This is a genomic window from Lysinibacillus sp. CD3-6, from assembly GCF_006351725.2.
Lineage (GTDB): Bacteria > Bacillota > Bacilli > Bacillales_A > Planococcaceae > Lysinibacillus.
In genome coordinates, this window is the sequence record NZ_CP085880.1 from 3,859,152 (window position 1) to 3,883,480 (window position 24,329).

23 protein-coding genes are annotated in these 24,329 nt (G+C 37.1%); 6 read left to right on the forward strand and 17 right to left on the reverse strand.

What is annotated here, in order from left to right; all coding sequences use genetic code 11:
- Nucleotides 1–26: 26 nt before the first annotated feature.
- Nucleotides 27–2,411: a 3-hydroxyacyl-CoA dehydrogenase/enoyl-CoA hydratase family protein gene (locus tag FH508_RS19290; RefSeq protein WP_139860528.1), complete on the reverse strand. Its 2,385-nt coding sequence runs from the start codon at nt 2,409–2,411 to the stop codon at nt 27–29.
- A gap of 463 nt (nt 2,412–2,874) precedes the next feature.
- On the opposite strand from FH508_RS19290, the gene FH508_RS19295 reads away from it, so the two are divergent.
- Nucleotides 2,875–3,219, forward strand: a complete 345-nt coding sequence (locus tag FH508_RS19295) for a thioredoxin family protein (RefSeq protein ID WP_173479539.1) — start codon at nt 2,875–2,877, stop codon at nt 3,217–3,219.
- A gap of 133 nt (nt 3,220–3,352) precedes the next feature.
- On the forward strand, nt 3,353–3,856 hold the full coding sequence (locus FH508_RS19300; protein WP_173479538.1) for a C39 family peptidase: 504 nt from the start codon (nt 3,353–3,355) through the stop codon (nt 3,854–3,856).
- Here FH508_RS19300 and FH508_RS19305 read toward each other — a convergent pair.
- The 11 genes from FH508_RS19305 to FH508_RS19355 all read right to left on the reverse strand — a co-directional run bounded on the left by FH508_RS19305 (nt 3,849) and on the right by FH508_RS19355 (nt 13,851).
- Complete coding sequence (locus tag FH508_RS19305; RefSeq protein ID WP_173479537.1) at nt 3,849–4,736, reverse strand: 5'-3' exonuclease; 888 nt, start codon at nt 4,734–4,736, stop codon at nt 3,849–3,851. The two genes, FH508_RS19300 and FH508_RS19305, sit on opposite strands and share 8 nt — an antisense overlap.
- A gap of 293 nt (nt 4,737–5,029) precedes the next feature.
- Nucleotides 5,030–6,028 carry an agmatinase family protein gene (locus FH508_RS19310; RefSeq protein ID WP_173479536.1) on the reverse strand — a complete coding sequence of 333 codons (999 nt, stop codon included), beginning with the start codon at nt 6,026–6,028 and terminating at the stop codon, nt 5,030–5,032.
- A gap of 1 nt (nt 6,029) precedes the next feature.
- Entirely contained in the window at nt 6,030–7,301 is a 1,272-nt protein-coding gene (gene hutI, locus FH508_RS19315) for an imidazolonepropionase (RefSeq protein WP_228134159.1), read from the reverse strand.
- Between the two features lie 196 nt (nt 7,302–7,497).
- The gene (locus FH508_RS19320; RefSeq protein WP_228134160.1) at nt 7,498–8,514 is read right to left on the reverse strand and encodes a polysaccharide deacetylase family protein; all 1,017 of its coding nucleotides are present in this window, start codon (nt 8,512–8,514) and stop codon (nt 7,498–7,500) included.
- Nucleotides 8,502–9,248 (reverse strand): hypothetical protein, encoded by a 747-nt coding sequence (locus FH508_RS19325; protein ID WP_228134161.1) that lies wholly within the window; start codon nt 9,246–9,248, stop codon nt 8,502–8,504. Before FH508_RS19325 ends, FH508_RS19320 begins: the two co-directional genes overlap by 13 nt.
- Nucleotides 9,229–10,902 (reverse strand): GNAT family N-acetyltransferase, encoded by a 1,674-nt coding sequence (locus tag FH508_RS19330; RefSeq protein WP_173479535.1) that lies wholly within the window; start codon nt 10,900–10,902, stop codon nt 9,229–9,231. Before FH508_RS19330 ends, FH508_RS19325 begins: the two co-directional genes overlap by 20 nt.
- A 1-nt stretch (nt 10,903) precedes the next feature.
- Complete coding sequence (locus FH508_RS19335) at nt 10,904–12,028, reverse strand: glycosyltransferase family 4 protein (RefSeq protein WP_173479534.1); 1,125 nt, start codon at nt 12,026–12,028, stop codon at nt 10,904–10,906.
- A gap of 18 nt (nt 12,029–12,046) precedes the next feature.
- On the reverse strand, nt 12,047–12,682 hold the full coding sequence (locus tag FH508_RS19340) for a sugar transferase (RefSeq protein ID WP_173479533.1): 636 nt from the start codon (nt 12,680–12,682) through the stop codon (nt 12,047–12,049).
- Nucleotides 12,683–12,847: 165 nt separating this feature from the next.
- Nucleotides 12,848–13,303, reverse strand: a complete 456-nt coding sequence (locus FH508_RS19345; RefSeq protein WP_173479544.1) for an SACOL1771 family peroxiredoxin — start codon at nt 13,301–13,303, stop codon at nt 12,848–12,850.
- A gap of 39 nt (nt 13,304–13,342) precedes the next feature.
- Complete coding sequence (locus FH508_RS19350; RefSeq protein WP_173479532.1) at nt 13,343–13,645, reverse strand: hypothetical protein; 303 nt, start codon at nt 13,643–13,645, stop codon at nt 13,343–13,345.
- Between the two features lie 2 nt (nt 13,646–13,647).
- Complete coding sequence (locus tag FH508_RS19355; RefSeq protein ID WP_173479531.1) at nt 13,648–13,851, reverse strand: helix-turn-helix transcriptional regulator; 204 nt, start codon at nt 13,849–13,851, stop codon at nt 13,648–13,650.
- Nucleotides 13,852–14,053: 202 nt separating this feature from the next.
- Between FH508_RS19355 and FH508_RS19360 the strand changes: the two genes are divergently transcribed.
- Nucleotides 14,054–14,656 carry an NUMOD4 domain-containing protein gene (locus FH508_RS19360; protein ID WP_173479530.1) on the forward strand — a complete coding sequence of 201 codons (603 nt, stop codon included), beginning with the start codon at nt 14,054–14,056 and terminating at the stop codon, nt 14,654–14,656.
- A 72-nt stretch (nt 14,657–14,728) separates the two neighbouring features.
- Here FH508_RS19360 and FH508_RS19365 read toward each other — a convergent pair whose 3' ends face one another.
- From FH508_RS19365 to FH508_RS19375, 3 genes are all read right to left on the reverse strand, one after another.
- Nucleotides 14,729–16,417, reverse strand: a complete 1,689-nt coding sequence (locus tag FH508_RS19365) for a GNAT family N-acetyltransferase (protein ID WP_173479529.1) — start codon at nt 16,415–16,417, stop codon at nt 14,729–14,731.
- Nucleotides 16,418–16,652: 235 nt separating this feature from the next.
- Nucleotides 16,653–18,341, reverse strand: coding sequence for an FAD-dependent oxidoreductase (locus FH508_RS19370; RefSeq protein WP_139859680.1), 1,689 nt, complete (start codon nt 18,339–18,341; stop codon nt 16,653–16,655).
- A 122-nt stretch (nt 18,342–18,463) separates the two neighbouring features.
- Nucleotides 18,464–19,168, reverse strand: coding sequence for a TspO/MBR family protein (locus FH508_RS19375; protein WP_139859682.1), 705 nt, complete (start codon nt 19,166–19,168; stop codon nt 18,464–18,466).
- A 267-nt stretch (nt 19,169–19,435) separates the two neighbouring features.
- Between FH508_RS19375 and FH508_RS19380 the strand changes: the two genes are divergently transcribed.
- Entirely contained in the window at nt 19,436–20,131 is a 696-nt protein-coding gene (locus FH508_RS19380) for a ZIP family metal transporter (RefSeq protein ID WP_139859684.1), read from the forward strand.
- Between the two features lie 123 nt (nt 20,132–20,254).
- Here the strand turns inward: FH508_RS19380 and FH508_RS19385 are convergent, their stop codons facing one another.
- On the reverse strand, nt 20,255–21,313 hold the full coding sequence (locus tag FH508_RS19385) for an S-layer homology domain-containing protein (protein ID WP_173479528.1): 1,059 nt from the start codon (nt 21,311–21,313) through the stop codon (nt 20,255–20,257).
- A 476-nt stretch (nt 21,314–21,789) separates the two neighbouring features.
- On the opposite strand from FH508_RS19385, the gene FH508_RS19390 reads away from it, so the two are divergent.
- The gene (locus FH508_RS19390) at nt 21,790–22,689 is read left to right on the forward strand and encodes a 3-hydroxyacyl-CoA dehydrogenase (protein ID WP_173479527.1); all 900 of its coding nucleotides are present in this window, start codon (nt 21,790–21,792) and stop codon (nt 22,687–22,689) included.
- Nucleotides 22,690–23,056: 367 nt separating this feature from the next.
- On the opposite strand, the gene FH508_RS19395 is transcribed toward FH508_RS19390, so the two are convergent.
- Nucleotides 23,057–23,698, reverse strand: a complete 642-nt coding sequence (locus FH508_RS19395; RefSeq protein WP_173479526.1) for a hypothetical protein — start codon at nt 23,696–23,698, stop codon at nt 23,057–23,059.
- 152 nt (nt 23,699–23,850) lie between these two features.
- On the opposite strand from FH508_RS19395, the gene FH508_RS19400 reads away from it, so the two are divergent.
- The gene (locus FH508_RS19400) at nt 23,851–24,300 is read left to right on the forward strand and encodes an AraC family transcriptional regulator (protein ID WP_173479525.1); all 450 of its coding nucleotides are present in this window, start codon (nt 23,851–23,853) and stop codon (nt 24,298–24,300) included.
- Nucleotides 24,301–24,329 lie beyond the last annotated feature (29 nt).

The following is a 24,329-nucleotide window of genomic DNA, read 5'->3' on the forward strand; positions in this document are numbered from 1 at the left end:
TGCAAACATTTTAGTCTAGTTAGTAGTTAGTTACGAAGTGGTTTCCCTTTTAATAACATGTGTTGCATTCTTTGTTGAGATAGCGGGTCTGCAACTAAGCTTAGGAATGCCTCACGCTCTAAATTTAATAGGTATTGCTCATCTACTAATGTGCCATATGGAACTTTTCCACCTGCAATTACATATGCTAACTTTTTAGCAATTTTTAAATCATGTTCACTGATGAAACCTGATTCAAACATTCCTTGAGCACCGATTAGTAACGTACCGTAACCCGATGCACCGACAACAGGAACCTTTGTTGGCACTGGTGGTTGATAGCCTGCATCATAAAGTGCCAAAGCAGCCTGTTTTGCATCGTAAATCTGGTGATCTGCATTGACTGAAATACCATCTGCAAAATCAAGGAAGTTATTATCGCGCGCTTCCTCACCTGAAGTTGAAACTTTCGCCATCGCAATTGTTTCGAATACTTTATTAGCAATATTTTGATAGTCTACCTCAACGCCATTCGGTAAACCTTTCAAGAACTTTTGGTAAAGCGCTTTATTACCGCCGCCACCTGGAATTAAACCAACACCGACTTCTACTAACCCCATATAAGTTTCCATCGTCGCTTGGATATGGGCAGCAGGTAAGCATACTTCTGCTCCTCCGCCTAACGTCATAGCGAACGGTGCCGCCACAACTGGTTTGTTAGAATATTTTATTTTTTGCATAGCATCTTGGAATGCTTTAATAACAAAGTCTAGTTCGAAAATATTATCATCCTGTGCTTCTACTAAAATCATTCCTAAGTTAGCACCGACGCAGAAGTTTTTCCCTTGGTTACCAATAACTAAGCCTTTATAATTTGCTTCTACTTCATCTACCGCGTAGTTAATCATTTGAATAATATCTAAACCGATGGCATTAGATTGGGAATGGAACTCAAGTAAGGCAATTCCGTCACCTAAATCTATTAAGCTAGCACCTGTATTGGACTTAATAACGCCATGTTTCTTTTTGTAGCGCTTCAAGTTAATTTCTTTTTCATTAACAGGAACTTTTACGTATTGTGAACCGTTATAATACGCTACGTCACCTTCAAGTTCTGAATAGAATGAAGTAAAGCCCTTAGCTAACATATCTTTTACAAATACAGGAACTTCGCGACCTTCCGCTTCCATTTTAGCAACCGATTCTGCAACACCGATGGCATCCCATATTTCGAATGGACCTTGTTGCCAGCCGAAGCCCCATTTCATTGCATTATCTATTGCCACAATATCATCAGCAATTTCACCGTGTAGCTGTGCAGAGTAAATTAATGTCGGTGCAAAAATTCCCCATAACAGCTCACCTGTACGATCTTTCGCATACGTTAATGCTTTAACTTTATTAGCTAATCCACGCGTTTGTTTCGCCATTTCAATTGAAGGTGTTTGTAATTTTTTTGCTGGACTATACGCTAAAGTGTTTGGATCAATTTCTAAAATTTCCTTCCCTTGCTTCAAGAAGAAACCTTGCCCAGACTTAGCTCCTAGCCAACCGTTCTCAACCATTTTTTGTAAAAATTCTGGCACTGCAAATACTTGCTGTTCATCTCCTGATGTTTGGTCATATACGTTTTTCGCTACATGGATAAAAGTATCTAAGCCAACAACATCTAACGTACGGAAAGTAGCGGATTTTGGACGACCAATAAGTGGACCTGTCACTGAATCTACTTCACCGACTGAATAGCCACCTTTTAGCATTTCCTGCAAAGTTACGAGCAGACCATATGTGCCGATGCGATTGGCAATAAAGTTTGGTGTATCTTTAGCTAACACGACGCCTTTGCCAAGAATATCCTCACCAAATTTTTTCATAAAGTCTACAACTTCTGGTGCAGTTGTCGTTGCAGGGATTACTTCAAGTAATTTTAAATAGCGCGGAGGATTAAAGAAATGTGTCCCTAAAAAATGTTTTTGGAAATCCTCTGATCGTCCATCCGCCATCGCATTAATACTAATGCCTGATGTATTCGAACTAATGATTGTACCTGGTGTACGTACAGCATCAATTTTTTCATATAAACTTTGTTTAATTGCTAAATTTTCAACAACAACTTCAATAACCCAATCTACATCTTTCAGTTTGGCTAAATCGTCTTCAAAATTCCCCACCGTTAGTAGCGATAAATTTTTCTTAGAAGTAAGTGGTGCTGGCTTTTGCTTTATTAACTTTTGAAGAGCACCATTCACAAAGCGATTTCTTACAGCTGGATGCTCTAAAGATAACCCCTTTGCTTCCTCTTCTTTCGTAAGTTCCTTCGGTGCAATGTCTAATAATAATGTTGGAATACCGATGTTTGCTAAATGTGCTGCAATTCCAGAGCCCATTACTCCAGAACCTAGAACAGCCGCTTTTTTAATGTTATAAGTCACAAGCAATTCCCCCTTATTCTCCCATTGAATGAATAGCCATTCATTTTTTAGCCAAAAAAAATCAAAGTTTCGCTTTGGCGTTTTTTTGCTTCGATTTAGACATTCATGGTGATCTTTTACAATGTATGCCAGTTAGTTGCAATCACTTACATTGTCTTAGATTTTTAGCTAAAAGATTTTAACTGATGTCATATCATAATCTGTGACAAGCGCCAGAGACTTATCTTCAGTCAGTTGATATGCAACACAGCTACATCGTGTGAAAAGTCTTCCACTGAATGAAAATAAAACTACTTTTTCTGTTTTTAGTGTAGATTATTTTGTCTAAATTAGCAATCTTTTTTCTTCATTTATTTTTGCAATATACAACTTTTTTTTGTTTTTTACGAGCGAAAACAAGACAATAAGTAGAGTCCACTTATTCCAAACAGATAACTTTCAGGATGAAGAGAAAATGTGTAAAATGGATAGCAAGGAGAGTGAACTACTAATGAAAACAATAACAACTGCTGAACAATTTAATGAGCTTATCTCTGGTCAACAAAAAGTGCTCGTAAAATTTTATGCTGGATGGTGCCCTGATTGCACACGCATGAACATGTTTATCGATCCAATTATTGAAGAGTACAACCAATTTGATTGGTATGAGCTTAATCGCGATGAGCTTCCTGAAATCGCTGATAAATACGATGTAATGGGTATTCCAAGCTTATTAATTTTCCAAAATGGCGAAAAATTAGCACACTTACATAGTGCTAACGCTAAAACACCTCAGCAAGTGACTGAGTTTTTAGCTGCTCAACAATAAAATAAGCGCAACAAAAGCAAAAATAGTATGCTAGGTGTTTCTTGGCATACTATTTTTGCTTATTTATAGAAGGCATCCGTTTGCAACTTACATGACATGTCTTTCATTCGTTCATTGTCGAAGGGAGATTTTTATGAAACAGTATTTGCCATTGCAAGGAAAATCACAATACGATGCATCCATTGCACCTCAATATCGAAATTCTGCCTGCGGGCCAACAACCATTCATGTGATACTACACTACTATAATCTCTCAGCCCCATCAGTAAACGACCTTTATCTTCTACTCAGTGGTACAAAAATCGGCTTGTTTAAATGGCGTTTAATTTATAATCTACGGAAACTGTTACCGACATGGGACATACGCAGCTGTACCTTAAAAGAGGCGCTGCTTGAAATTGATGCAGGACGCCCCGTTGCAATGCGCTTTGACCGTTATTTTAGCCTACAATGGTGGAATAGAAAATCTACCTTTGTTTATCATTGGGTACCACTCATTGGCTATGCAGTGCAAGATGATGGGCTATTGTTGATTTTCCACGATAATGGTGGCAAAAATCGTGCCAGCCAAATCCGTACTGCTCTACTAGAAAATAATGAAAAAGTGTTAAGCTTCGTTAAAATAGCACCTAAATAAGGGAATACAATGAACGTGCCTGCTTTGCAATAAGTGTAAAGCCACGTTCTTCTATCGCTTTAATAGTTTGGTGCTCATAATTTGGTACTACTAATTGAGCAAAATCTGCTTCAATCGGTACATTCGTTTGAATTGTTGCTAGTTCGTGTGATAACTTCAGCATGTCCAGATTATCTTTAATTTTCGTACGTTGTCCTGGCTTTAAATCCTCTAGGGAAGAAATGACATTGTCGATAGATCCGTACATTTGGATAAGTGTCAGCGCCTGTTTTGGACCAATTCCTTTTACTCCTGGATAGCCATCACTCGTATCACCCATAAAAGCTTTTACTTGTGCAAATTGAAATGGTTCAATACCGTACTCTTCTTTAAAGCGGGAATGTGTGTAAAGATCATACTCTGTGTAGCCTTTTTTCGTAAACGCGATTTGCGTTGAAGGTGTTAACAGTTGCAATAAATCTTTATCCCCACTAATGACCGTAATATCAGCTTCATCTTGCCATTTAGTAATCATTGAGCCGATTAAGTCATCAGCCTCCATACCGACAACGCCGAAATTTTGCCACCCAATATGTTGAGATAAATTTTTAGCCATATCAAATTGTGGCAGCATCTCCTCTGGCGGCGCTGGGCGATTCGCCTTATAGCCATCATATAATTCATTGCGGAATGTTTGCGAACCCATATCCCAGCAAATAGCTAAATGTGTTGGTTTCATAATAGATTGTGCCGTCAAAACATGGCGGACAAATCCTTGTGCACCATTAGAAGGTGTGCCATCCTCTAAGCGTATAAAATGCCCCATTGCTGCTGAAGCAAAAAAAGAACGAAATAACAATGCCATGCCATCAACAATAAGCAATTTTGGTTTTGTAGTCATAATAAAAAATCCTCTCTAATTTATTATTCTAGCGTTTAGTCATTATCAAAAGAATAATAAGCATTTTTCTATTATAGCAAAATATCGACTTAATAATTAGTGCCAGGCACTCAAACAATTTACCATGTTGGTCACGTATTTTTTCTCTATACTCACAGAAAAACCCTAGACGCTCCTAAGGGAACTGCATAAGTTGAAAGTGCCAGGCACTCAAACAATTAAGGTGTGCCCACAGAAAGCGCCCGTCCGTAGCGGAAATCAACGGCAATATTTTTCTTAATGCAAATAACAGACTATGGGGTAGCCCCATAGCCTGCTTTTTCTTTCCTTGATATGCGATTGCGGTGATCCAATTGAATGCCCGTTAGCCATTGCAAAAATACTGTAACGCCTGTTTTCACCGTTTCTATACGAAGTTCATTTTGTTTTGGATCAGCGTATATAAAGTCAATATGGCGTACACCTTCATTTTCACCAATTAGCTTTAAAATATCAAATAATTCATAGGCCGTTAAACCACCAGGAGTAGCCGCAGGAACATCTGGTGCAAACGTAATATCAAGGGCATCTAAATCCACAGATACATAAATTCTGTCCACTTCATGCATAAGCTGACGCAGCATTTCGCGGATAGTTAACTGAATACCGTCTCGGCGCATCTGCTTTAACGTAATCATATGCATTCCCTGCTCACGGGCATAGTAAATCATTTCAGGTGAATTAAAAAAGCCATGTAGGCCGACATGATAAATATGCTTCCCCTCTACAACGCCTGATGCAATCAGTTGATGAATCGGCGAATTCATCGCTAATCCGATTTCTTCCTGATTCCGTGCATCTAAATGTGTATCAAGCTGAATAATGCCAATTCGCTCTTTCGGATAAGCATTTTTAATTCCTCTTAAGGAACAAGCTGTAATCGCATGATCTCCACCAATAAGGCATGTAAAGCTTTTTGGATAGGCAATACTTAAGTTTTCCGCTGCCGCCTCTAATGCAGATTCCGAAAGCATTCGATTTGTCGGATCTATCGCTACGTCACCTATATCTACAATTGCTAATGCTCGTAAATCAACTTGTTCGTCTAAATTATATGATTGAAAACTGGACCATGCTTTCCGAAAAGCATTAGGATACTGTGCTTTCTTGGATGGGTCACTTGCATACGATAGTAGTGCTCCATATACAATAATATCTACATCATTTGCATGTGGATTTTGTTTTTGCTTAATCCACTGGTGCATACCTGAGCCATTTTCTTGTTTCCACTGCCATTCAGGTTGGATGAACATCTTAACCTACCACCTTTACACCTTTTTTCCACACTTTTTTCACATGATTTACACCAAATATATAATGTAGCTTTTGATGATTATGAACATCCCACAAAACTAAATCGGCTTGCTTCCCTACTTCAATGGAGCCAACGCGATCTTCAATTTGTAATGCACAAGCAGCATTATACGTTGCGGCGCATAAGCTTTCAGCTGGTGTCATTTTCATTGTAATACATGCAAGGTTCATGACAAGAGGAAGCGAAATTGTTGGAGATGAGCCTGGATTACAATCAGTCGAAATAGCTACAGGCACACCTGCGTCAATGATGTCTCTAGCGCGTGCTGGTTTCTCTCCCAAATACAATGCTGTCGCTGGTAGTAAACACGCAATAACACCCGAATTGGCAAGCTCTTCAATTCCTTCGTCCGAAACTTTTAATAAATGCTCAGCAGAAATAGCCCCTACTTTTGCCGCAACATGTGCCCCTTTATTTTCTTCAATTTCATCAGCGTGTATTTTAGGAATGAGCCCTTGTGCCTTGCCAGCCAATAAAATACGTTCTGACTGCTCTGGTGTAAAGACATCAACTTCACAAAATACATCAATAAATTTTGCCAAGTTCTCTTGTACAACTGCAGGAATCATTTCATCTATAACTAAATCAACAAACTGCTCTGGATTTTCTCGGTATTCCTCTGGTACGGCATGTGCTCCCATAAATGTTGGCACAATGTCCATTGGATGCTTTTTTTGCAAGCGCTGCATGACACGTAGTTGCTTTAACTCATTTTCTACATCTAAGCCGTAGCCACTTTTACTTTCCAATGTTGTGACACCATGCTGTAAAAATAAGTCCAAGCGTCTCGTCGTTTGATTGAAAATATGTTCTTCTGTCAATGTGCGCATTTTTCGAGTTGTTGCATGAATGCCTCCCCCTGCATTCATAATGTCCATATAGCTGGCACCTTCTAAACGCATCTCAAATTCATGCTCACGACTTCCACCAAAAACAACATGTGTATGAGGATCAATTAATCCTGGTGTCACAATTTTCCCCGTTGCATCTACAATCTCTGCTTCCTCAGCCCGCGGCAAATATTTTAGAATCATGTCACGCGTTGTACCGAGATCCTGAATAGTGCCATTTTCAATCCAGACGCTTCCGCCTTCAATAATTCCGAGCTCGCGCATTTCTTCACGTACACGTGGGCCCTTCTTGTCACTTGCAACTGTCACTAATTGTGAAATATTTTGAATCCAAATGGGCTTTTGTTGCTTTTCCATCATTCCTAACTCCCCTTTGTTATGTAGAAAGCTACTTCATTCCTTCTGCTATTCTATATAGTGCATACACCCTTCAATTTTAAATAACACTAAGTAACTTACATCTTCGTCACATTCAGGTAATTTCCCTCTTATTCTCTTAAAATTTCTATGAAGTAGAAGATGAATTTTGCATGTAAAATAAAAAAGCAATAACACTCTATTCAGAAATGTTATTGCTTACATTACATAGCATGGCGACCTCATGCATGGAATAGCTGTGAAAATTATAATCCTTCTGTAATTCTTGATAATATTGCAAAAGCTCTTCCAGCATCGCCAAATTTTTATCAATATGTTTTCCAAAGTTATGCGGATGCCACCACAAATGATAAAATGCGCCTTCCTTTGCAGCAGCAAGCATTCCTTCTTTAATTCGTTTTACTTTGAGATGCTCAAATGTGCGTAACAAGCTACTATATGGTCTTAAAAATGCACTTGCACGAACATTAATAAATGAATTTTCTTGCATCTCCTCTAATCGTACAATATGATTTCCCGTGACATTGATATAGCTATCCAGCCATTTCCTTGCACCTAACGATAGTCGATTTTTTTTAGTAAACTTTTTAGGGTTGTATAAATCGTGTAGTTCATTTCCTCTATAGCACACAAATCCTGCTTGCTGACAAATTGCAAAGTAACTGTCATTTACTTGATTGCGTGGAAAAACGATGGACTTCATCGGTTCAATATAGCCATCACAAATTGTATTCATCGCTTGTAAATCCGCAAGAAAATCCGTTTTAGTTTGTCCACTTTCTAAGCAATAAAAATGAGAAAAAGTATGACTACCAATTTCCTGATGGGGTGTTTGCATGATTTCTTCAATTAATGCTTTACCAAAGTGTAAAGGATCTTCTTGTTCATTTTCCCCTACTTTCGCAAGCTGTGAATGTGCTGCATACCGCATCTGTTTATATTTCACTGGAATACCTCGCAAATAATGTGCCATCTCACCTTTAGATTCGGCAAATAATAAGCCAACAGTAGCCCATGTTGCATGTATTTCATATTGCTTAAACAGCATTAAAATTTTAGGTAATGCCTGACGAACACCATATAAATTTTTATTATATTGCCCATGGCGAAAAACATCATGGACACCCCAATTTAACTCAAAGTCCAGTGAAATCACTAAACCACCATGATTTGCATTGATTGCTATTTTCTCCACTTTTGCACGCCCAATAACAACGCACTCATTTTCGATTGTGCGATGTAGCCTGAATATACGTTAACGACTTGTCCACCAAAGCTCGATTTGAATTGACGAATCGTTTGCACATCTGTTAGCTCGCCCATATCATATAGAACAAATCCCTGTTGCTTTAAATACATTAAATTGTGCCATAACAAGAAACGATTTGCATACCGTAATGGCCGCTTTAAATGGGCAGGCACGACTAAAGCATCACAGGTTGCTACATAATAGGACATCGCTTTTTGTGAATGGACAATATCCAAACGATAGCATAATGTTTGTCCACAAATACTTTGTACTTCTGTTAATAGCAAAGCATTTTTTTGATTTAATAGCATAATGGATTCCATTTGTGATTTAGTAATTTGTTCGATTTTCTTTCTTTTTGCAAACTCATTATAAAACTGTTGAAATGCTCGCAAGTTTTCCTCTGAAGGCTCGTTATATAAAAGTACTTGATAGGGCTCTTCCTGTGCACGACGTAGCAGTTTTCGGTTGTTTTTCGAAAGTGCTGAATACATCATGCTCGCATGATCTGTTAAAGGAATATGAACGGCTTCACGTTTAACTAGCTTACGGCTCGGAACAAGTGAATGTGTGTGACAAACTAATTTCATTGATTTTCTAGTATTTGCCAACTTTTCTGCAAAGTAAATATGCTGCATCGCGATATTCCATCGCTTACTTTTAATGGATAGAATGAACATCGCCCCCACTCTCTGTATAATTTTCTACATGATTGCGCTCATAACGAGCACATTTAAAATGCTTCATTCGAGAAATACGTTTATAGCCTAATTGCTGCAATCGTTTTCGCTTACGCCATTGCCAAAAGCTTGCCGTCACCCAAAGTGTTTCATTTGGCTTTATTTTTTGAATAAAAGCTGTTATAACGCCTATATCTTTATAGAAATCATAGTGTAAAAAGTAGGTTTGTTTTGGCAAAGGTTCAACAATTTGCAATGCATCCACACGTAAGTTGTCAGTATGTAATGCAAATGCAGGCTTCGTCGTCTGGGCAAAGGAATCTTTATAAAGAATGTACCCCTTATAAAATATTGAAATAATCTCTTCTTGATCGAGTGGCATTGCCTCTTGAATCGACATTTCCTCGAACAACTCCCCTACTGGTTGTTGTGGAATGACTCGATCAGATGGGGATAACTCGTACAAATCCACTTGCTTCAAACGAACAAACTTTTCAACGAATTGTTGTCCATATTCTAGCCAATCTTTCACTTTTCCATACTTTACTAAATAGCGCATCTCACCAAGAGTGTGACGTTTCCATCCAACGAAACGCTGACTACTTTTCAGCATTTCCTTTAGACGTTCCTTCCGTACAAACCATCCAAGCAACAACTTTGCTCGTTTTGTTTTACTACTTGCAACAATACGCCTTGTAAAATCGATGCCAGAGCGCCAATCGAATTTATACGCCTCGTAACCAATACTCATATCGAACATACGATAATTTTCTGAAAAAGTGCGCTTGATCGTCGTTTGATTAAGTAAACGACCGACACCAAAAATGTTAAAGTTTGGCTCATGCCCAAGCGCATAAGTGACATAACGCCCTCGACAGCAAATACCGTAGTTAAAGGCTAGCCAGTGATTTTCAAAAACAAGTGCGTCTACCTCTACTTGCATTGCTTCCCCTTTAAGGTGAAAAAGACGTTCAAAAAATTCCTTTTTCTTTCCTTTTGTAAAACCACTCGTATCCACCTTTTTTGCCCAACGTCGATCAAATAATTTAAACATTTGCCAAAGGTCTTCTTGCTCAGGTGTTTTTATACGTAAAGAACCTAAATTTCGCAGCTTTTTTTCTCTTCTATCTATACCATGTATTTTTCTGCGGTTATGGAAATGACTGCTGAAGTCAACGTCTTGAAAAGCAAGATACGGTGTTACTACTCGAAAAATATGTGGCCGCAATTGCCGTTCAACAAAATACTGCTCAATGACTTTCGATGACTCTTTACTTTCAAGTAATCCATGAAATGAAAACAACATGTGATGATGCTTTTTTATAAGCTCATCAAATACAAACGTTATAGCAGGTAATTGCCACACTTTCCTAGCGATAATACCTGAATAATTCGCTACATTTTCACCTGTAAAGGTATATACACGAACACCCCAAAGTATTCGCATCTTCAATGGCAAAAATGCCACAATATCCTCATCCTTTTGCACAGCATATAGCTCTACGCGTTCCTTTCTTCCAATAGTAATCCACCAGTTATAAAACCATGCATATTCAATAAACGGATTATCATTGTGTTCATTCGCTAATATCTCATCCCAAATCCCCTTATAATACGCAAGTTCATCTTCTGTTCTAATGCGAATTAATTGCAATTTAATCACCCTTTTTAGCAAACTTTGAAATCGCCTGTTCATAGATAGATACTGTTTTTTTGTACATAGGAACAAACGTAAAATCTCGTAAAAAACGACGTTCACTTATATCGCCCATTTTTTTACATAGCGTTTCATCCATTAAAAGCTCTTTAAGTCTTATTTTCAGTTGGTTTGGATCGTCCCGAGCGATTAAAAAACCGTTTTCTTTATCCGTCACTAACTCATTGACTCCACCAACGTTTGTGGCAATGATAGGAAGTCCAGCTCTCATCGCTTCAATAATTGAGATGGGTAATCCCTCCCAATCTGATAGCAGTGCAAAAATCTGACTTTGAGCAAGTAATTTTGTGACATCTAATTGATTGCCTAAAAACGTAACTCGTTCTGAAAAACCTTTATCTTTTACGTAGCTTTCTAGCTGAGGTCGTAAAGAACCGTCGCCAATAAATTGCAGGTGCCATGGTATGTCTGCTAGCTCCAGCAAAGCCTCCAACAGTAAATCTTGCCTTTTTGGCACCTCAAAGCGAGCAACCATAACGATTTGCGGATGCTCATGTTTCACTCTATTTGATACTAGATTCGTTTCTAATTGTTCAATGCCATTATGAATAGTCTGTAATTTATGAGCAGGTGCAATGCCTTTCGTTAACGCCAGCTTACGATCATAATCAGACACGGTGATGATTTTAGTTGTTAATGGCTGGATGGTTTTTTCAAGCTGTCGATACATCAGTTGCTTTTTTTGTGGTACCCCTTCTGTAAAACTCCAGCTATGTGCAGTAAAAATTGTTGGAATATGCAAAAGACCTCCGATGATACGTCCAATTGCTCCTGCCTTAGAAGAATGTGTTGCAATCACATCGGGCTGGATTTTTTTTAAAGCAATTCGTAATTGCCAAAGTGCTTGGATATCTTTTGTTAAATGAATCGCCCGTTGCATGGCAGGGATACTGATGACATTAATTTGCTCATCTTGTAAGCGCCATAATGATGCATCATAATAACCTGTCACAATCGTCACTTCATGGGCATCTTGCTTTAGCTTTATGGCAAGTGCCTCCACATGTTTTTGAGCGCCGCCTACTTTATCCATACGTGTTATAAGTTGAACAATCTTCAGCATCCTTCACCTCTTGCTCTTTTAGTAAGCCCCTGTTCTAGCTAGAACAACGAAAAAGGTTTTCACAACAATTTTTAAATCCATCAAAAACGTTACGTTCTCTACATAATGAATGTCATAGGAAATTTTTTGACCATGTGAAATATTGGATCGTCCGTTAATTTGTGCAAGCCCTGTTAAGCCTGGCTTCACTTCTAGACGGCGTGCCTGTAAAGCGCTGTAACTATTTGTAATTGTCGGTACTTCTGGCCTCGGTCCAACAATACTCATTTCACCCTTCATTACATTCAAAAGCTGCGGAATTTCATCAATGCTTAACTTACGTAAGATTGCACCGATTTTTGTAATGCGCGTATCTTGGTCAGTTTTAAAATAGTAATCATCTGGAATACCTTCTGTACATAATGCAGGCATATTGATAGGTGTAGCCTGAATCGTCATCGTTCTTAATTTCCAAATGATAAAACGTTGATGTTCGTAACCAGTTCGAATTTGTTTAAAAAAAATGGGGCGTCCTGTAGTCATAAGTAATAGGAGAAGTACACCTAACATAAGAGGAATTGTCATAAGTAATAATAGAATTGCCCCAACTATATCAAAAATTCGTTTTCCATACTGACCATAAAATGTGTTTGTCTCAGCTGTCTGGACGTGCAATACATCATCCTTTACATTTTTTTAGTGCTTAACTTTATATATTCATTTCGCACATTTATAGAACTATTTCAGACAAAGCAAATACCCTGTAAATATGACAAAAGGAATTACACCAGAAAAACTTCTGGCATAATTCCTTTAATTTTTATGGAAATATTAAATTACTTACTGACTATTAGACGACTGCTCAATTTCAAGGTAGCATTCGATTTGCACATTTCCCTTCAACGCCTTACTAATCATACATGTTTGTTCTGCTTTTTGAGCTAGCCGATGCATCCGTTTTTCTTCATGTTCGGTTAGTTGCGGGACTTTTACATTAGGTCTATGGACAATTCTCACATATGTAAAAACTCCATCCGTTACATCTACAAACCCCTCTGAATCCATCGACAACGCCACTACTGGTATTTTGGCGTTTTCCAGCAATGCGGCAAAGGTAATTAAATAACAAGTTGCTGAAGCACCTAATAACATTTCATCTGGATTTGTTCCGATTCCTGGTCCATTCATTTCCCGAGGAATAGAAACGATTGTATTCAAATTGCTAGCTGTTAAATTTCCTGTCCCATTTCTTCCATTTGACCAAGATAAATTCATACTAAACTTATGCTCCATTATATATAATGCTCCTTTTCTCTATAATTCCATTACTTATAATCAATATTTTAAATTATAATAAAGTGTCGAAAATGCCCATCCAGCCATATGAATGAGTAAAAGAATTCCTAAAGCTTGAGCGGTAGAAAACTGAACACCAGCTATTAATAATAGAAATAGAACATATATAGAAATAACCGTTATTTTCCACCCGTTCGCTAGTGAGCTTACTGTAATTTTTTCATATCTTTCATCCAGCCCATTTTTACGTGCTGCCATCCTACGTCCCCACCATAGTCCAAATAGACCTCCCGAAATGCCAAGTACTATACCTAGAAAACCTAACATTTGTTCCAAACTCATATTCAATCACTACCTTTCTCAAAAATGAATACTTCCTCAATGCTTAGTTGAAATGATTTTGCAATTTTATAGGCAAGCTCTAAAGAAGGATTGTAACGACCATTTTCTATAGAAATAATTGTTTGCCTTGAAACTCCTAGTTTTTCGGCTAACTGTTCTTGCGTCCAACCAAATGATGCTCTTAATTCTTTTATACGTTGTTCCATTTTTCACCACCCCAATGTAAAGCAACCTTTACGTAAAGTTTACTTTACTAACCATCATTTGTAAAGCATACTTTACATATTCTCTCGAATTTTCGGAAAATAACACAATGTTATACTTGCTTTGGCTAACTACATCCATTGAAAAACAGCGAATCTTATTTTATGGTAAAATAGAAAAAACAATTTTTTAGGAGATTTAGTAATGACTTTAACCAAACAACAAGCACTACAAGCACTTAATAAAAACAAATTTATCGGTTTTACGATTTTAACAGGAAATATTATTATGAAAAAGATTAATAAAACCGACTATAATATTTTCGTATATGAAGAAGGTAACGACAAACCAATGCATTATGTAGGTTCCATTATGAACGTAATGGCGACGATGAGTGATAAGGCATCCAATAAGGATTTTATTATCGTCGAGCAACTTCCTGAGGAAAATAAGACAGCAGTTTCTAATGGGGCTAATGAACAAAAACCAGTTAAAGAGACTGTTATAAAAACAACTAATTTGGATGAAAAAAGCCGTGCAATTGCAGGCTATGAAGAACTCTATGAAATCACTGAAAGCGGACGTATTATTACCGTACGCGAAAATCGCCCATTAGCTCGTTGCAATGATGAATATGGTTTTCATATTGTCCGTTTAACAAAAAACGGCGTTGCAGCGAATCATAATGTATTCGAACTATGGAAGCAGGCATTCCCAGAGCTTGAACAAACAAACTTTAAAGGTGCCTTAAAAGCGAAATATGGCACAGGCTGTAAGCTAATTGACAAGCCAGGTATTCACTTTTAATAAGAGCATATACAGCTCTTTTACATGACAAATAAAAATCCTTAGCGTAAAGAAGACGCTAAGGATTTTTTGTTATATTAGGAAGGAAAGTAGTGCTAGGTGCCAGCGTTGTTCTGTTTGCTGTCCGTGTTTCAAAAAAAATTTTACCCATTTCTTTTCATGACGATGCACCTTTTTCCACTTAAACAGTTGAGTTATTAAAACACGTTCTACCTTTCGAAAACCTAATGCAGTTAACGTTTTACGTTTTCGCCACTCAAACCAATTAGCAGAGGTACAAATTGCAAGCCCTTCTCGTTGCACTTCATCGACAATCATTTGGAGTTTTGGTAGTTCATAATTTTTAATATATGTAGTATTTGGTGGCAATTCTTGCTTAAACCCATCCGCTTCCTCGTGGATAAATTGATCATGTCGCAAAAAGGAAATGTCCTGTTTCTGTCCATAGAGCTTATAGCCTTTAAAATAATGGGCAAGAAGCTCCGTTCGCTGATCGTTTTCGAGCACTGATTGAATATTTATTTCCTGAAAGTTAGATTGATATTGGCCTAATTTTTGTTCTAAATAATAAATCGTAAATTTTTGTCCATTAAACACCTTACATTTTAGCATGGACAGCCATTCATTCCTATCAGCTTTTGTAAACAAGTATCGTAATTCACCTAATGTATTGCGTTTCCATTCTACAATTCTGCGATTTGTTTTCACCAACGCTAATAACGATTCTTGTAGCACCATTACAGTACGAAGCGCTCGCTCCCTCACCCCTGCAGTACTCATGATGAATTTTCTTGTGAAATCTAAATGTGTATACCAGTCAAACTTATAAGGCTCATACCCAATACCAAAATCGTATAGACGAACGTTCATACTATGTGCCTTCAGCATATTTTCTTTCTCAATTAAACGTCCAGGTCCAAACATATTGAAATCTGGCTCATGCCCCATCGCATGACAAAAATTTCTTCCTCGACAACAAATATCTAATGTAAAACCAATCCAAGTATTTTCGAATTGCAAACTGTGAACTTTTAAACTTAATGCCCCATTTTGCTGCTTTGCGAGCTGCTCAAAAAAAGCCTTTGTCCGTTGTGCTGTAAAACCACTCGTATCCATTTTCTTTTGCCATCTTCTTTCAAACAATTGAAACATGTTATCTAAATTTCCAGCATGTGCTTTTTGATATGTTATTGTTCCAAGTTCCTTCAACCGCTTTTCTCGACGATCAATACTTTTAAATCTTCGCTTATGTTTCTTTAAAAAATCGGGTAATTCAATCGACTTAAAATCTATATAAGGTGTGACAATACGAAAAACCGAATAGGGCAATTGATGTGCTAATGTATATTTCTCTAATATTGGAGAAGTATCCTTACTTTCAAGAAGGCCATGTAATACGAAGAGAACACGCGTAAATTTGCTTATAAGTTCCTTCAATAAATAATGCACAGCCTGCTCTTTCCATCTTTTTTCGGCAACTACCTCCATATAAGAAGCAATCCCTTGTCCTAAAAAGCTAAACTGATGAATACCACCAAATCGACTTGTATGAACAAACGGAAAAAATGCGATAGCTTCCCCGTTATGCTCAACAATGTAAATTTCCACATTCTCTTCGTGCCCCACTATCATCCACCAGGTTGAAATCCATTCATATTCTATAAATGGATTGTCGTTTTTTTCACGTTCAAGTATTTCAGACCAAGTATCCTTATATGTCTCTAGCTCGTTAATCGTTGTCACGAGTTTATACTCTAGCACGTGTGTAGTCACTCCTTTTTACTTTCAATAACAAAGCATCGCCTTCCTTATAAAACCCCATTATTGGGTTTTTAGCATTCCAATGTGCAATCCTATTTCTTCACCCAGTAGCCACTATATTCAAAAACGAACAAAATTAGAACAATGGCCCTTTTCTATCTGTACACTTCTCAAGTTATTAATGGAAAAAAACCTGCTTATCGAAAGAATAAGAAGGTTTTTAGTATAGAACAAATTATGCTTCAATAAGAGCTGCTATTTCTTGCTTACTACATTTCGCCATATGCGATGTTGCAATATAGCTCATCGTCATTCCAGGTCCTAGCGTAGCACCTGGGCCTGGATACGTTTCACCCATAATCGAAGCAGAGCAATTACCAGATGCATACAAGCCTTCAATCGGTGTTCCATCTTGCTTCACTACCCTTGCATGCTCGTCTATAACGAGCCCACCTTTTGTGCCAATATCACCTGGATATAAACGGAGCGCATAATAAGGGGCATCCTTCAATTCTGCTAAGTTCGGATTTTTTAAAGTAGGATCTCCATAATAGTTATCGTACGCACTTTGTCCTCGATGGAAATCATCATCACTTCCATTACGTGCAAATGTATTAAAACGCGCAACCGTTTCAAGTAAATTTTCTGATGGGACACCCATTTGATTTGCTAATTCCTCTATTGTTTTACCGCTTTTTACAATATCATTTTCGAACCAGCTTTTTGGAAAAGCTTGTCCAGGGAACAAACCTGTAAATATATATCGACTCTTCGCAGTTGCATCAATAACAATCCAAGAAGGTATCCCTGTATTCGTTTTTTTATGGTGTGCAAACATATTATCTACAAACTCATGATAAGGGGCAGCTTCATTTAAATAACGATTGCCTAAATTGTCCACAACCATCATATTTGGTACACCACGGTCTGCCACTAAGAAAAAAGGATGTCCTTCGGGATCAATTACGGAAGGTGCCCCCCAAACTTTATCCATTAAATCTAATGTTCCCCCAATTTTAACGCTCGGTTCAATGCAATCCCCTGTTTGCCCTTCTGGCGTTGATGTCCATTTGGCATTGGTTGGTGAAGGCAAATATTTCTCACGGTATGCTTGATTATGAGAAAAGCCCCCAGATGAAAGCACTACACCGTGTTTGGCTTCAATCTGCATTTCTTGTCCATCTCGTTCTACTATCAATCCAGTCACACGATTATTTTTTACGATAAAATCTTTAAATGCAGTTGAAACCCATAAATCTCCATTCGCTTCCGCAAGTGACATACGTAAGCGTGCAATTAAAGATTGTCCTAATGCTATAGGCTCACTACCTGTTATTTTAGACTTCACTAAGCGCATACCAAGCTTTAGTGCTGTTGTTTTTCCTTTCATTGTACGTCTAATCATATTGACCTTATGGAATTCATAGCTATTCATTGTGAAACCTTTAGTCGACATAGTAGATCGTCGCATTGTATCAGCTAAAGTTCCCATCTTTTGCAAATCAAAAATAAGTGGCTCTATCGACCGCCCTTGTGATAAACCGCCTGGCTTTTCAGGATAATAATCCGAATAGCCTTTGGCATATTGGAAACGCATATGGTTTGTATGGTTACTTAAAAATTTTAACATTTCTGGCCCACGTGTTATATATGCCTCTTTTAAAGCGGCTGGTACACGCTCACCAATAGTAGAATCTAAGTACAAACGTGCTAGTTCATGTGTGTCAGGAACACCTGCACCTTTAATCACATGATTATTTGGAATCCATAGTGCTCCACCTGATAAGGCAGATGCTCCACCGTAACGATCAGTTTTTTCAATGACTAATGACTTCATTCCTTGCAACTTTGCTGTGAGTCCTGCTGTCAAACCTGCAGCGCCTGATCCTACTACTACTACATCATAACTTGCATCCCATTTCATACTTACATTCCTCACCTTCATTAGTAGTTAACTACATCTATGAATCTAGTGTTCCTATTCAAAAGTATAGAATTAAAGTAATATTCAGTCAATTGAATGTACCCTCTTTTTTCCAGACGATATTATTTTCTTTTGCCGATGAAAATCGTGATAACAAGGATGGCACTATACAGTAAAGGCATATAGAATAAGCTTCCAGCATCTACTCCATTTTTTACAGCAATACCGATAAAAGCCCAAATAATAACGATTGGGAACAAAACATCGATTTCAACGTAGCGAATATAAATAGCAAGACATGTGGCAACCAAAAGTAACAAATTCGCCCACCATACATCAGCTATACCAAAGCCGTCCCACTGATAATATGTAAGCACATAGCTAATATTTGCCATTAAGGCAACACTAATCCAGCCCATGTAAATCGAAAATGGTAATCTCCCTGCAAAACGGCGATCCCCTTTCGGATAACTTCTATAAATAAAGATTAAACTAACAAGGAGACCAATCATCATGACAATCGATAATGTAAAGTATTCATAATGCCAACATAAAAGCCAAGCAATGTTATATAAACAAGTTGATGTAAAAAGACTTAAAATAGCAGTCTCCTGATTGGCATTCTTACGAAATAATTGAATAGCCATCCATATTCCTAATACTATATAAATTACAAGCCAGATAGAAAAAACATAGCCTGCTGGCATAAACAGCACCTGTTGTTGGTTCGAAATTTCTCCTGTCGTTTTGCCATTAATACCTATTGTACTTGCTATACCATTAATGGTAATCATTAATAAAAAGCTTAAAAGCGCAACCCACTTCATAGCAATCCCCCTAATAAATATACATAATTAAGCTACTATATAACTTATTAATTCATAAATATAACTACCCTTTTTTAAAAAATAAAATCTTTTTGGGAAAGCTTATCATTTCACTTCTTTGTACGTTCTGTTCTAGTTGTCATAGTTTACTTTGCTTATACGCAGCAATGGTCATTTATTTTCACTGGGCTCCATCATATAACCTCTTACGTTGCATATATTTTGTAAAACGAACTTAGATTATTATAGGGCGGAGGAATTTCGCAGTTGAGTGCAATAATTATTGGTGGATTTCTTTTTTTCAGTGTTAGCATAGGAGGAACAATCGCTTGGGTTTTCTCTAAGCTTTTTCAACATACAACCCAAGGATTATCATTATTATGTGGTGGATTTTTAGTCGGCTTGCTCGTACTAGATATCATTCCATCTTCTTTTCAAGTGTACAAGTCGTTTGGAATTATATTAGGCATTCTAATTGGCTATTTAATATTTCAATTACTTAGTAGTTTATTTCACCCTACAAATCAACAAAATCCCTCCGTTTCTTTGCTTGCAATCGCAATGGTCATTCATACAGTTCCTATTAGTCTTGCTATTGGTAACTTACTTGGCAATTCCGCACTTAGTATTACAATGACAGCATCCATCATTCTTCATCATCTTCCTGAGGGGTTTGCACTTACAACAGCATCTCTTTCACAAAACGGAAAGCTGTGGAAACTATTTATTTATTTCATCGGATTCTCGATGTTTTTTATACTTTTTATTTTAGTTGGTCAATATTGGAATTTAACAATTAAGGCACAAGGCGTGTTGATGGGACTATCAATAGGGTTAATCGGAACGGCTAGTATTTCAGAGTTTATTTTGCACCATGTACGAGCAGTAACCTTAAAATCCTTTATAACATATATTTTATTGGGCTATTTTTTAAGCTATATGTTTCATATATTCGTGGAATAAGCGCTAAAATTATCAGAATTGTTCGGGTGACTGGCACTTAAAAAGGTATTTAAAAAATCCACTTCGCCAGCAAAGCACTGCGAAGTGGATTATTTTAAGTTCTATATTTTAGCTTAGAAAGTATTACTCTTCACTTACTGTCATCAACGTAAGTGCTAAAATTTTAGAAAACTGTGCACGTGTTAAATTGCCTTTTGGATTAAACTTTCCGTTTGCACCGTCAATAATTCCTAATTGCTGTAATAAGCCAATAGATTCAACAGCTTCCTGACGCATTTGATTCTTATCTGTAAAGGTATTATTTTTGTTAGCCTTTGCTACATCGAACTCCATTGCTTCTAAGTAACTTACTGTTACATGAGCCATCTCTTCACGAGTAGCAGGCTTGTTTGGTTCAAAATAATTACCATCAAAAATTTCGAGTAAGCCATACTCTTGTAAAATTGCTACTTCCTTAGCTCCCCAGAAACCTTGCATATCTTTGTATGAAGCAGGTCCTTCATAATCTTCATTTACATCTAAGCCTGACGCACGGAAAATCATTGCAGCTAATTGCCCACGAGTGACTTGCCCATTCGGATTGAATGTCGTATCAGTAGTTCCAGTTACAATGCCAGCTTGATAAAGTAATTGGATATAGCTTTCAGCCCAATGGCCAATCGCATCTGTAAAATACCCACCTGGTTTTAAATCAAGGTCAGCACGGTTAAATACTGTAATTAAATCATTCATATCTGCATTACTTGCTGCTTCCCATTTCCCCGCTGTAAAAATTTCAGCCTTGAAGCCATTGCCAGATTGAGTAATGCGCATTTGAATCGCATCGCCGAACAACTTTTTAAACTCATCAAAGTTTTCTTGTAACGCCTGTTCCCCTTCTGGGAATAAGTTTGTCCCATCTGTATAGGATGCCATTATTGCTTTAAGGGACATTTTTATCGTAATGCTATTTTTAGTTGTAACTAATGTTACATCATCATTTTCAAAGCCTAACTTAGAAAGTAAAAACATTTTGTAAATATCTTGATAGGACATCGATTGTACTTGATTTGTCGATGCAACGACTTGTTTTGGATGAATAATGTTGGCAACTTCTACTTTTTCTTGTGCATGTGCTTGTAAGCCAAAACCTCCTGTAAAACATGCAATACTTAGAGCTCCAGCTAAAATTGTTTTCTTCATTCTTCTTACCCCTCTTTCAATTCATAAACTCAGTTTACTAAAACACCTATTAACAAATCTATAAATATATGTAAATTATTGAAAATTATATAATAGACCTATTTTTACACAATCATACAGTCCGACTAAATCATTATGTATCTAAGTCTAAATATTCGAAGTAATTATTTACTAAAGGTTTAAATACCTATAAATTTAAAATATTACATAATAATCCTTTTTCACTATTTTGTATATTCCTTATAGTCTCCATTCAATAAAATGAATATAGGTAATGGTTATATTCCTTCTTGATAAGCACATACTTGAAGGTATAAATTTCTGTAGTAATCAAACATAATTTTATACCATTATAATATTTGAGTTTATAATTTGATTTTCATTCATTGAAAGCAGTAGTATGAAATTGTAATAAGAAAATTATATTATTTAGAAACTATTATATTAACGTAACTATTTCAGAGGAGGAAGTCAGGATGAATTATCAAAACATTACTGTAGCAGGAAGTGGCGTATTAGGAAGTCAGATTGCTTATCAGTCTGCTTTTAAAGGATTCAACGTTACTGTATACGATATTAATGACGATGCTTTAAAAAATGCACAGGAGCGCATTACAAAGTTAAAACCATTATACCAACACGATTTGGGCGCAACACAGGAAGAAGTAGATGCTGCATATGCTCGTCTTACTTTTAAAAGCGACTTAGCAGAGGCTGTAGCAAATGCAGATCTTGTTATTGAGGCTATTCCTGAAGTTGTAAAAATCAAAACAGAATTTTACACAAACCTTGGCAAAGTTGCTCCAGCAAAAACAATTTTCGCCACAAACTCATCTACTTTATTACCAAGTCAATTTGCTGAAGCTACAGGTCGCCCTGAGAAATTTTTAGCATTACATTTTGCTAATACGATTTGGGTAAATAATACAGCCGAAATTATGAAACATCCAGGTACAGATATGAAGGTGTTTGATGAAGTTGTTGAATTTGCTCGAGCTATTGGAATGGTGCCGTTAACATTATATAAAGAACAACCTGGCTATATTTTGAACTCTCTACTCGTGCCATTTTTAGATGCAGCTGAAATGCTACTAGTAAAAGAAGTATCTGACCCTGAAACAATCGACAAAACTTGGATGATTGGGACAGGCGCTCCTCTTGGACCATTTGCTATTCTAGACGTTGTAGGTATTAATACCGCTCATAACATTGTAGAGGCAAAAGCTGCTGCAACTGGTGATGAAAACATGAAAAAGCTAGCAAACTTATTAAAAACAGAGTACATCGATAAAGGCAAATTAGGACGCGCAACAGGAGAAGGCTTCTACAAATATCCTAACCCAAGCTTCTCTAAACCTGATTTCCTTAAAAAATAAGTGCCTGGCACTCAAACAATTAACTACAATTTACTACGCTCGTCATCCATTTGATGACGAGCATAATAAAAATCCACTGTGCCCTAAAAATGCGCAGTGGATTTTTTGAATACAGGGAAAGTGTCAGGCACCCAAACAATTTCGTATCTAAATAGCTCCCCCACAAGGATTAACTTAGTAAAAATCTACGGAGACTCCTGCGGGAACGCACGTAACGTAAGACGCAACAAGCCGCGCGTCAGCGAGGGTTGCAGCTTACGTCGTGCCCGCGGAAAGCGCAGTAGATTTTTACGATTTTAGGAGCCAGTATTATGCTAGAACTGAGTGTCAGGCACTCACACAATTGGCACCCACACAATTTTATCTTCTACTCATTTAATACTTCCCCTTGCGAATTCATTACTTTCACCTTATATTCATTGATCGGAGTCCCTTCATTTTTCTCTTGTGAACGTAAAATTCCATATATGATTTCTTCCATTTCTAATGCAACCTTTTGTGCATTTTTCTCCGAACCAATGATAGAAGTTTGCACAGTAATAAATGTGTGATGATCTGTCGTTATATTTTTAAATACATCAAATTCTTGAAGCCCTACTACAATTGCTTTCAAAAAATTAGAAAGCTCTTTATCTATAAGTTTTTTATCATCCTGTTCTGAGGTAAATTCCCACCTTTCAAAAATAACTGTGTAGTCCTTAAATGGAGAAGTTTCCATAACACTTTTTGCAATCGGCTCCATATCTTTTTTTACTAAATTAAAATAATCCTCATCTGCTACAACTTGTAACACTAATTGTTTCTTTGGCGTCGTTTTCACATCAACTCCAACATATATTTCACGCAGTTTTTCTTTCAATTTCGCAATGCTTAACTGTTCTTTCGTAATGAAAGATTGCTGCACCTCTTTATTTTCCGTACTTTCAACCTCCATAAGTTTTGCGACTAGGCTAAATATAGCTACTGCCATAGTAATGATTCCTACAAATATCCATTTCCTTTTAAACATGCTATCCCCCCTACTTAAGAAGGTATGTCATCGAAGACATAAAAAATGCCCTAACCGAATGCATAGAGGATGTTCCCTCAAAAAAACTTTTAAAAAGCACTTGAGAAACATTTTTAATCATATTACCTTTACTTAGGAAGGGGGATGAAATATTGAAAATTACTATCGAAGAATTGGCAGAATCAAAAATTGCCTACTTTAGAAACGTCGGTGAATACGGTGAAGAACACAACAAAGAGCTAATGGAATCTTTTAAACAATGGGCACAGCTAAATGCCTTATTTGAGGATTCACCCATTTTTGCCATTCCTCAAGATAATCCTGAAGTTACACCTAAAGAAGAGTGTCGATATGATGTTTGCGTCATGATTCCAAATGATTTCCATGTGGCAAAGCCTGCTCAGAGTGGAACATTACCTGGCGGGAAATATGCAGTTTTCTTGTTAGACCATACGAAAGAGGCAGTCAGCGAATTTTGGGGTAATATTTTTTCTGAAATCGCCAAAAATCATCTATCTATCAGACAACAGCCAATCATTGAAAGATATACATCGCAAATGATTGATAATCATCTATGTGAAATATTAGTCCCTATTCAGTAAAACCTATTTAGCATTTCTAGTCGATAGAA

Coding starts and splice junctions, on each gene's coding strand:
- FH508_RS19295 (WP_173479539.1), top strand. CDS start 2,875: ATGGATAGCAAGGAGAGTGAACTACTAATGAAAACAATAACAACTGCT.
- FH508_RS19300 (WP_173479538.1), top strand. CDS start 3,353: ATGAAACAGTATTTGCCATTGCAAGGAAAATCACAATACGATGCATCC.
- FH508_RS19305 (WP_173479537.1), bottom strand. CDS start 4,736: ATGACTACAAAACCAAAATTGCTTATTGTTGATGGCATGGCATTGTTA.
- FH508_RS19310 (WP_173479536.1), bottom strand. CDS start 6,028: ATGTTCATCCAACCTGAATGGCAGTGGAAACAAGAAAATGGCTCAGGT.
- hutI (WP_228134159.1), bottom strand. CDS start 7,301: ATGATGGAAAAGCAACAAAAGCCCATTTGGATTCAAAATATTTCACAA.
- FH508_RS19325 (WP_228134161.1), bottom strand. CDS start 9,248: ATGTTCATTCTATCCATTAAAAGTAAGCGATGGAATATCGCGATGCAG.
- FH508_RS19335 (WP_173479534.1), bottom strand. CDS start 12,028: ATGCTGAAGATTGTTCAACTTATAACACGTATGGATAAAGTAGGCGGC.
- FH508_RS19350 (WP_173479532.1), bottom strand. CDS start 13,645: ATGAGTTTGGAACAAATGTTAGGTTTTCTAGGTATAGTACTTGGCATT.
- FH508_RS19355 (WP_173479531.1), bottom strand. CDS start 13,851: ATGGAACAACGTATAAAAGAATTAAGAGCATCATTTGGTTGGACGCAA.
- FH508_RS19360 (WP_173479530.1), top strand. CDS start 14,054: ATGACTTTAACCAAACAACAAGCACTACAAGCACTTAATAAAAACAAA.
- FH508_RS19370 (WP_139859680.1), bottom strand. CDS start 18,341: ATGAAATGGGATGCAAGTTATGATGTAGTAGTAGTAGGATCAGGCGCT.
- FH508_RS19375 (WP_139859682.1), bottom strand. CDS start 19,168: ATGAAGTGGGTTGCGCTTTTAAGCTTTTTATTAATGATTACCATTAAT.
- FH508_RS19385 (WP_173479528.1), bottom strand. CDS start 21,313: ATGAAGAAAACAATTTTAGCTGGAGCTCTAAGTATTGCATGTTTTACA.
- FH508_RS19390 (WP_173479527.1), top strand. CDS start 21,790: ATGAATTATCAAAACATTACTGTAGCAGGAAGTGGCGTATTAGGAAGT.
- FH508_RS19395 (WP_173479526.1), bottom strand. CDS start 23,698: ATGTTTAAAAGGAAATGGATATTTGTAGGAATCATTACTATGGCAGTA.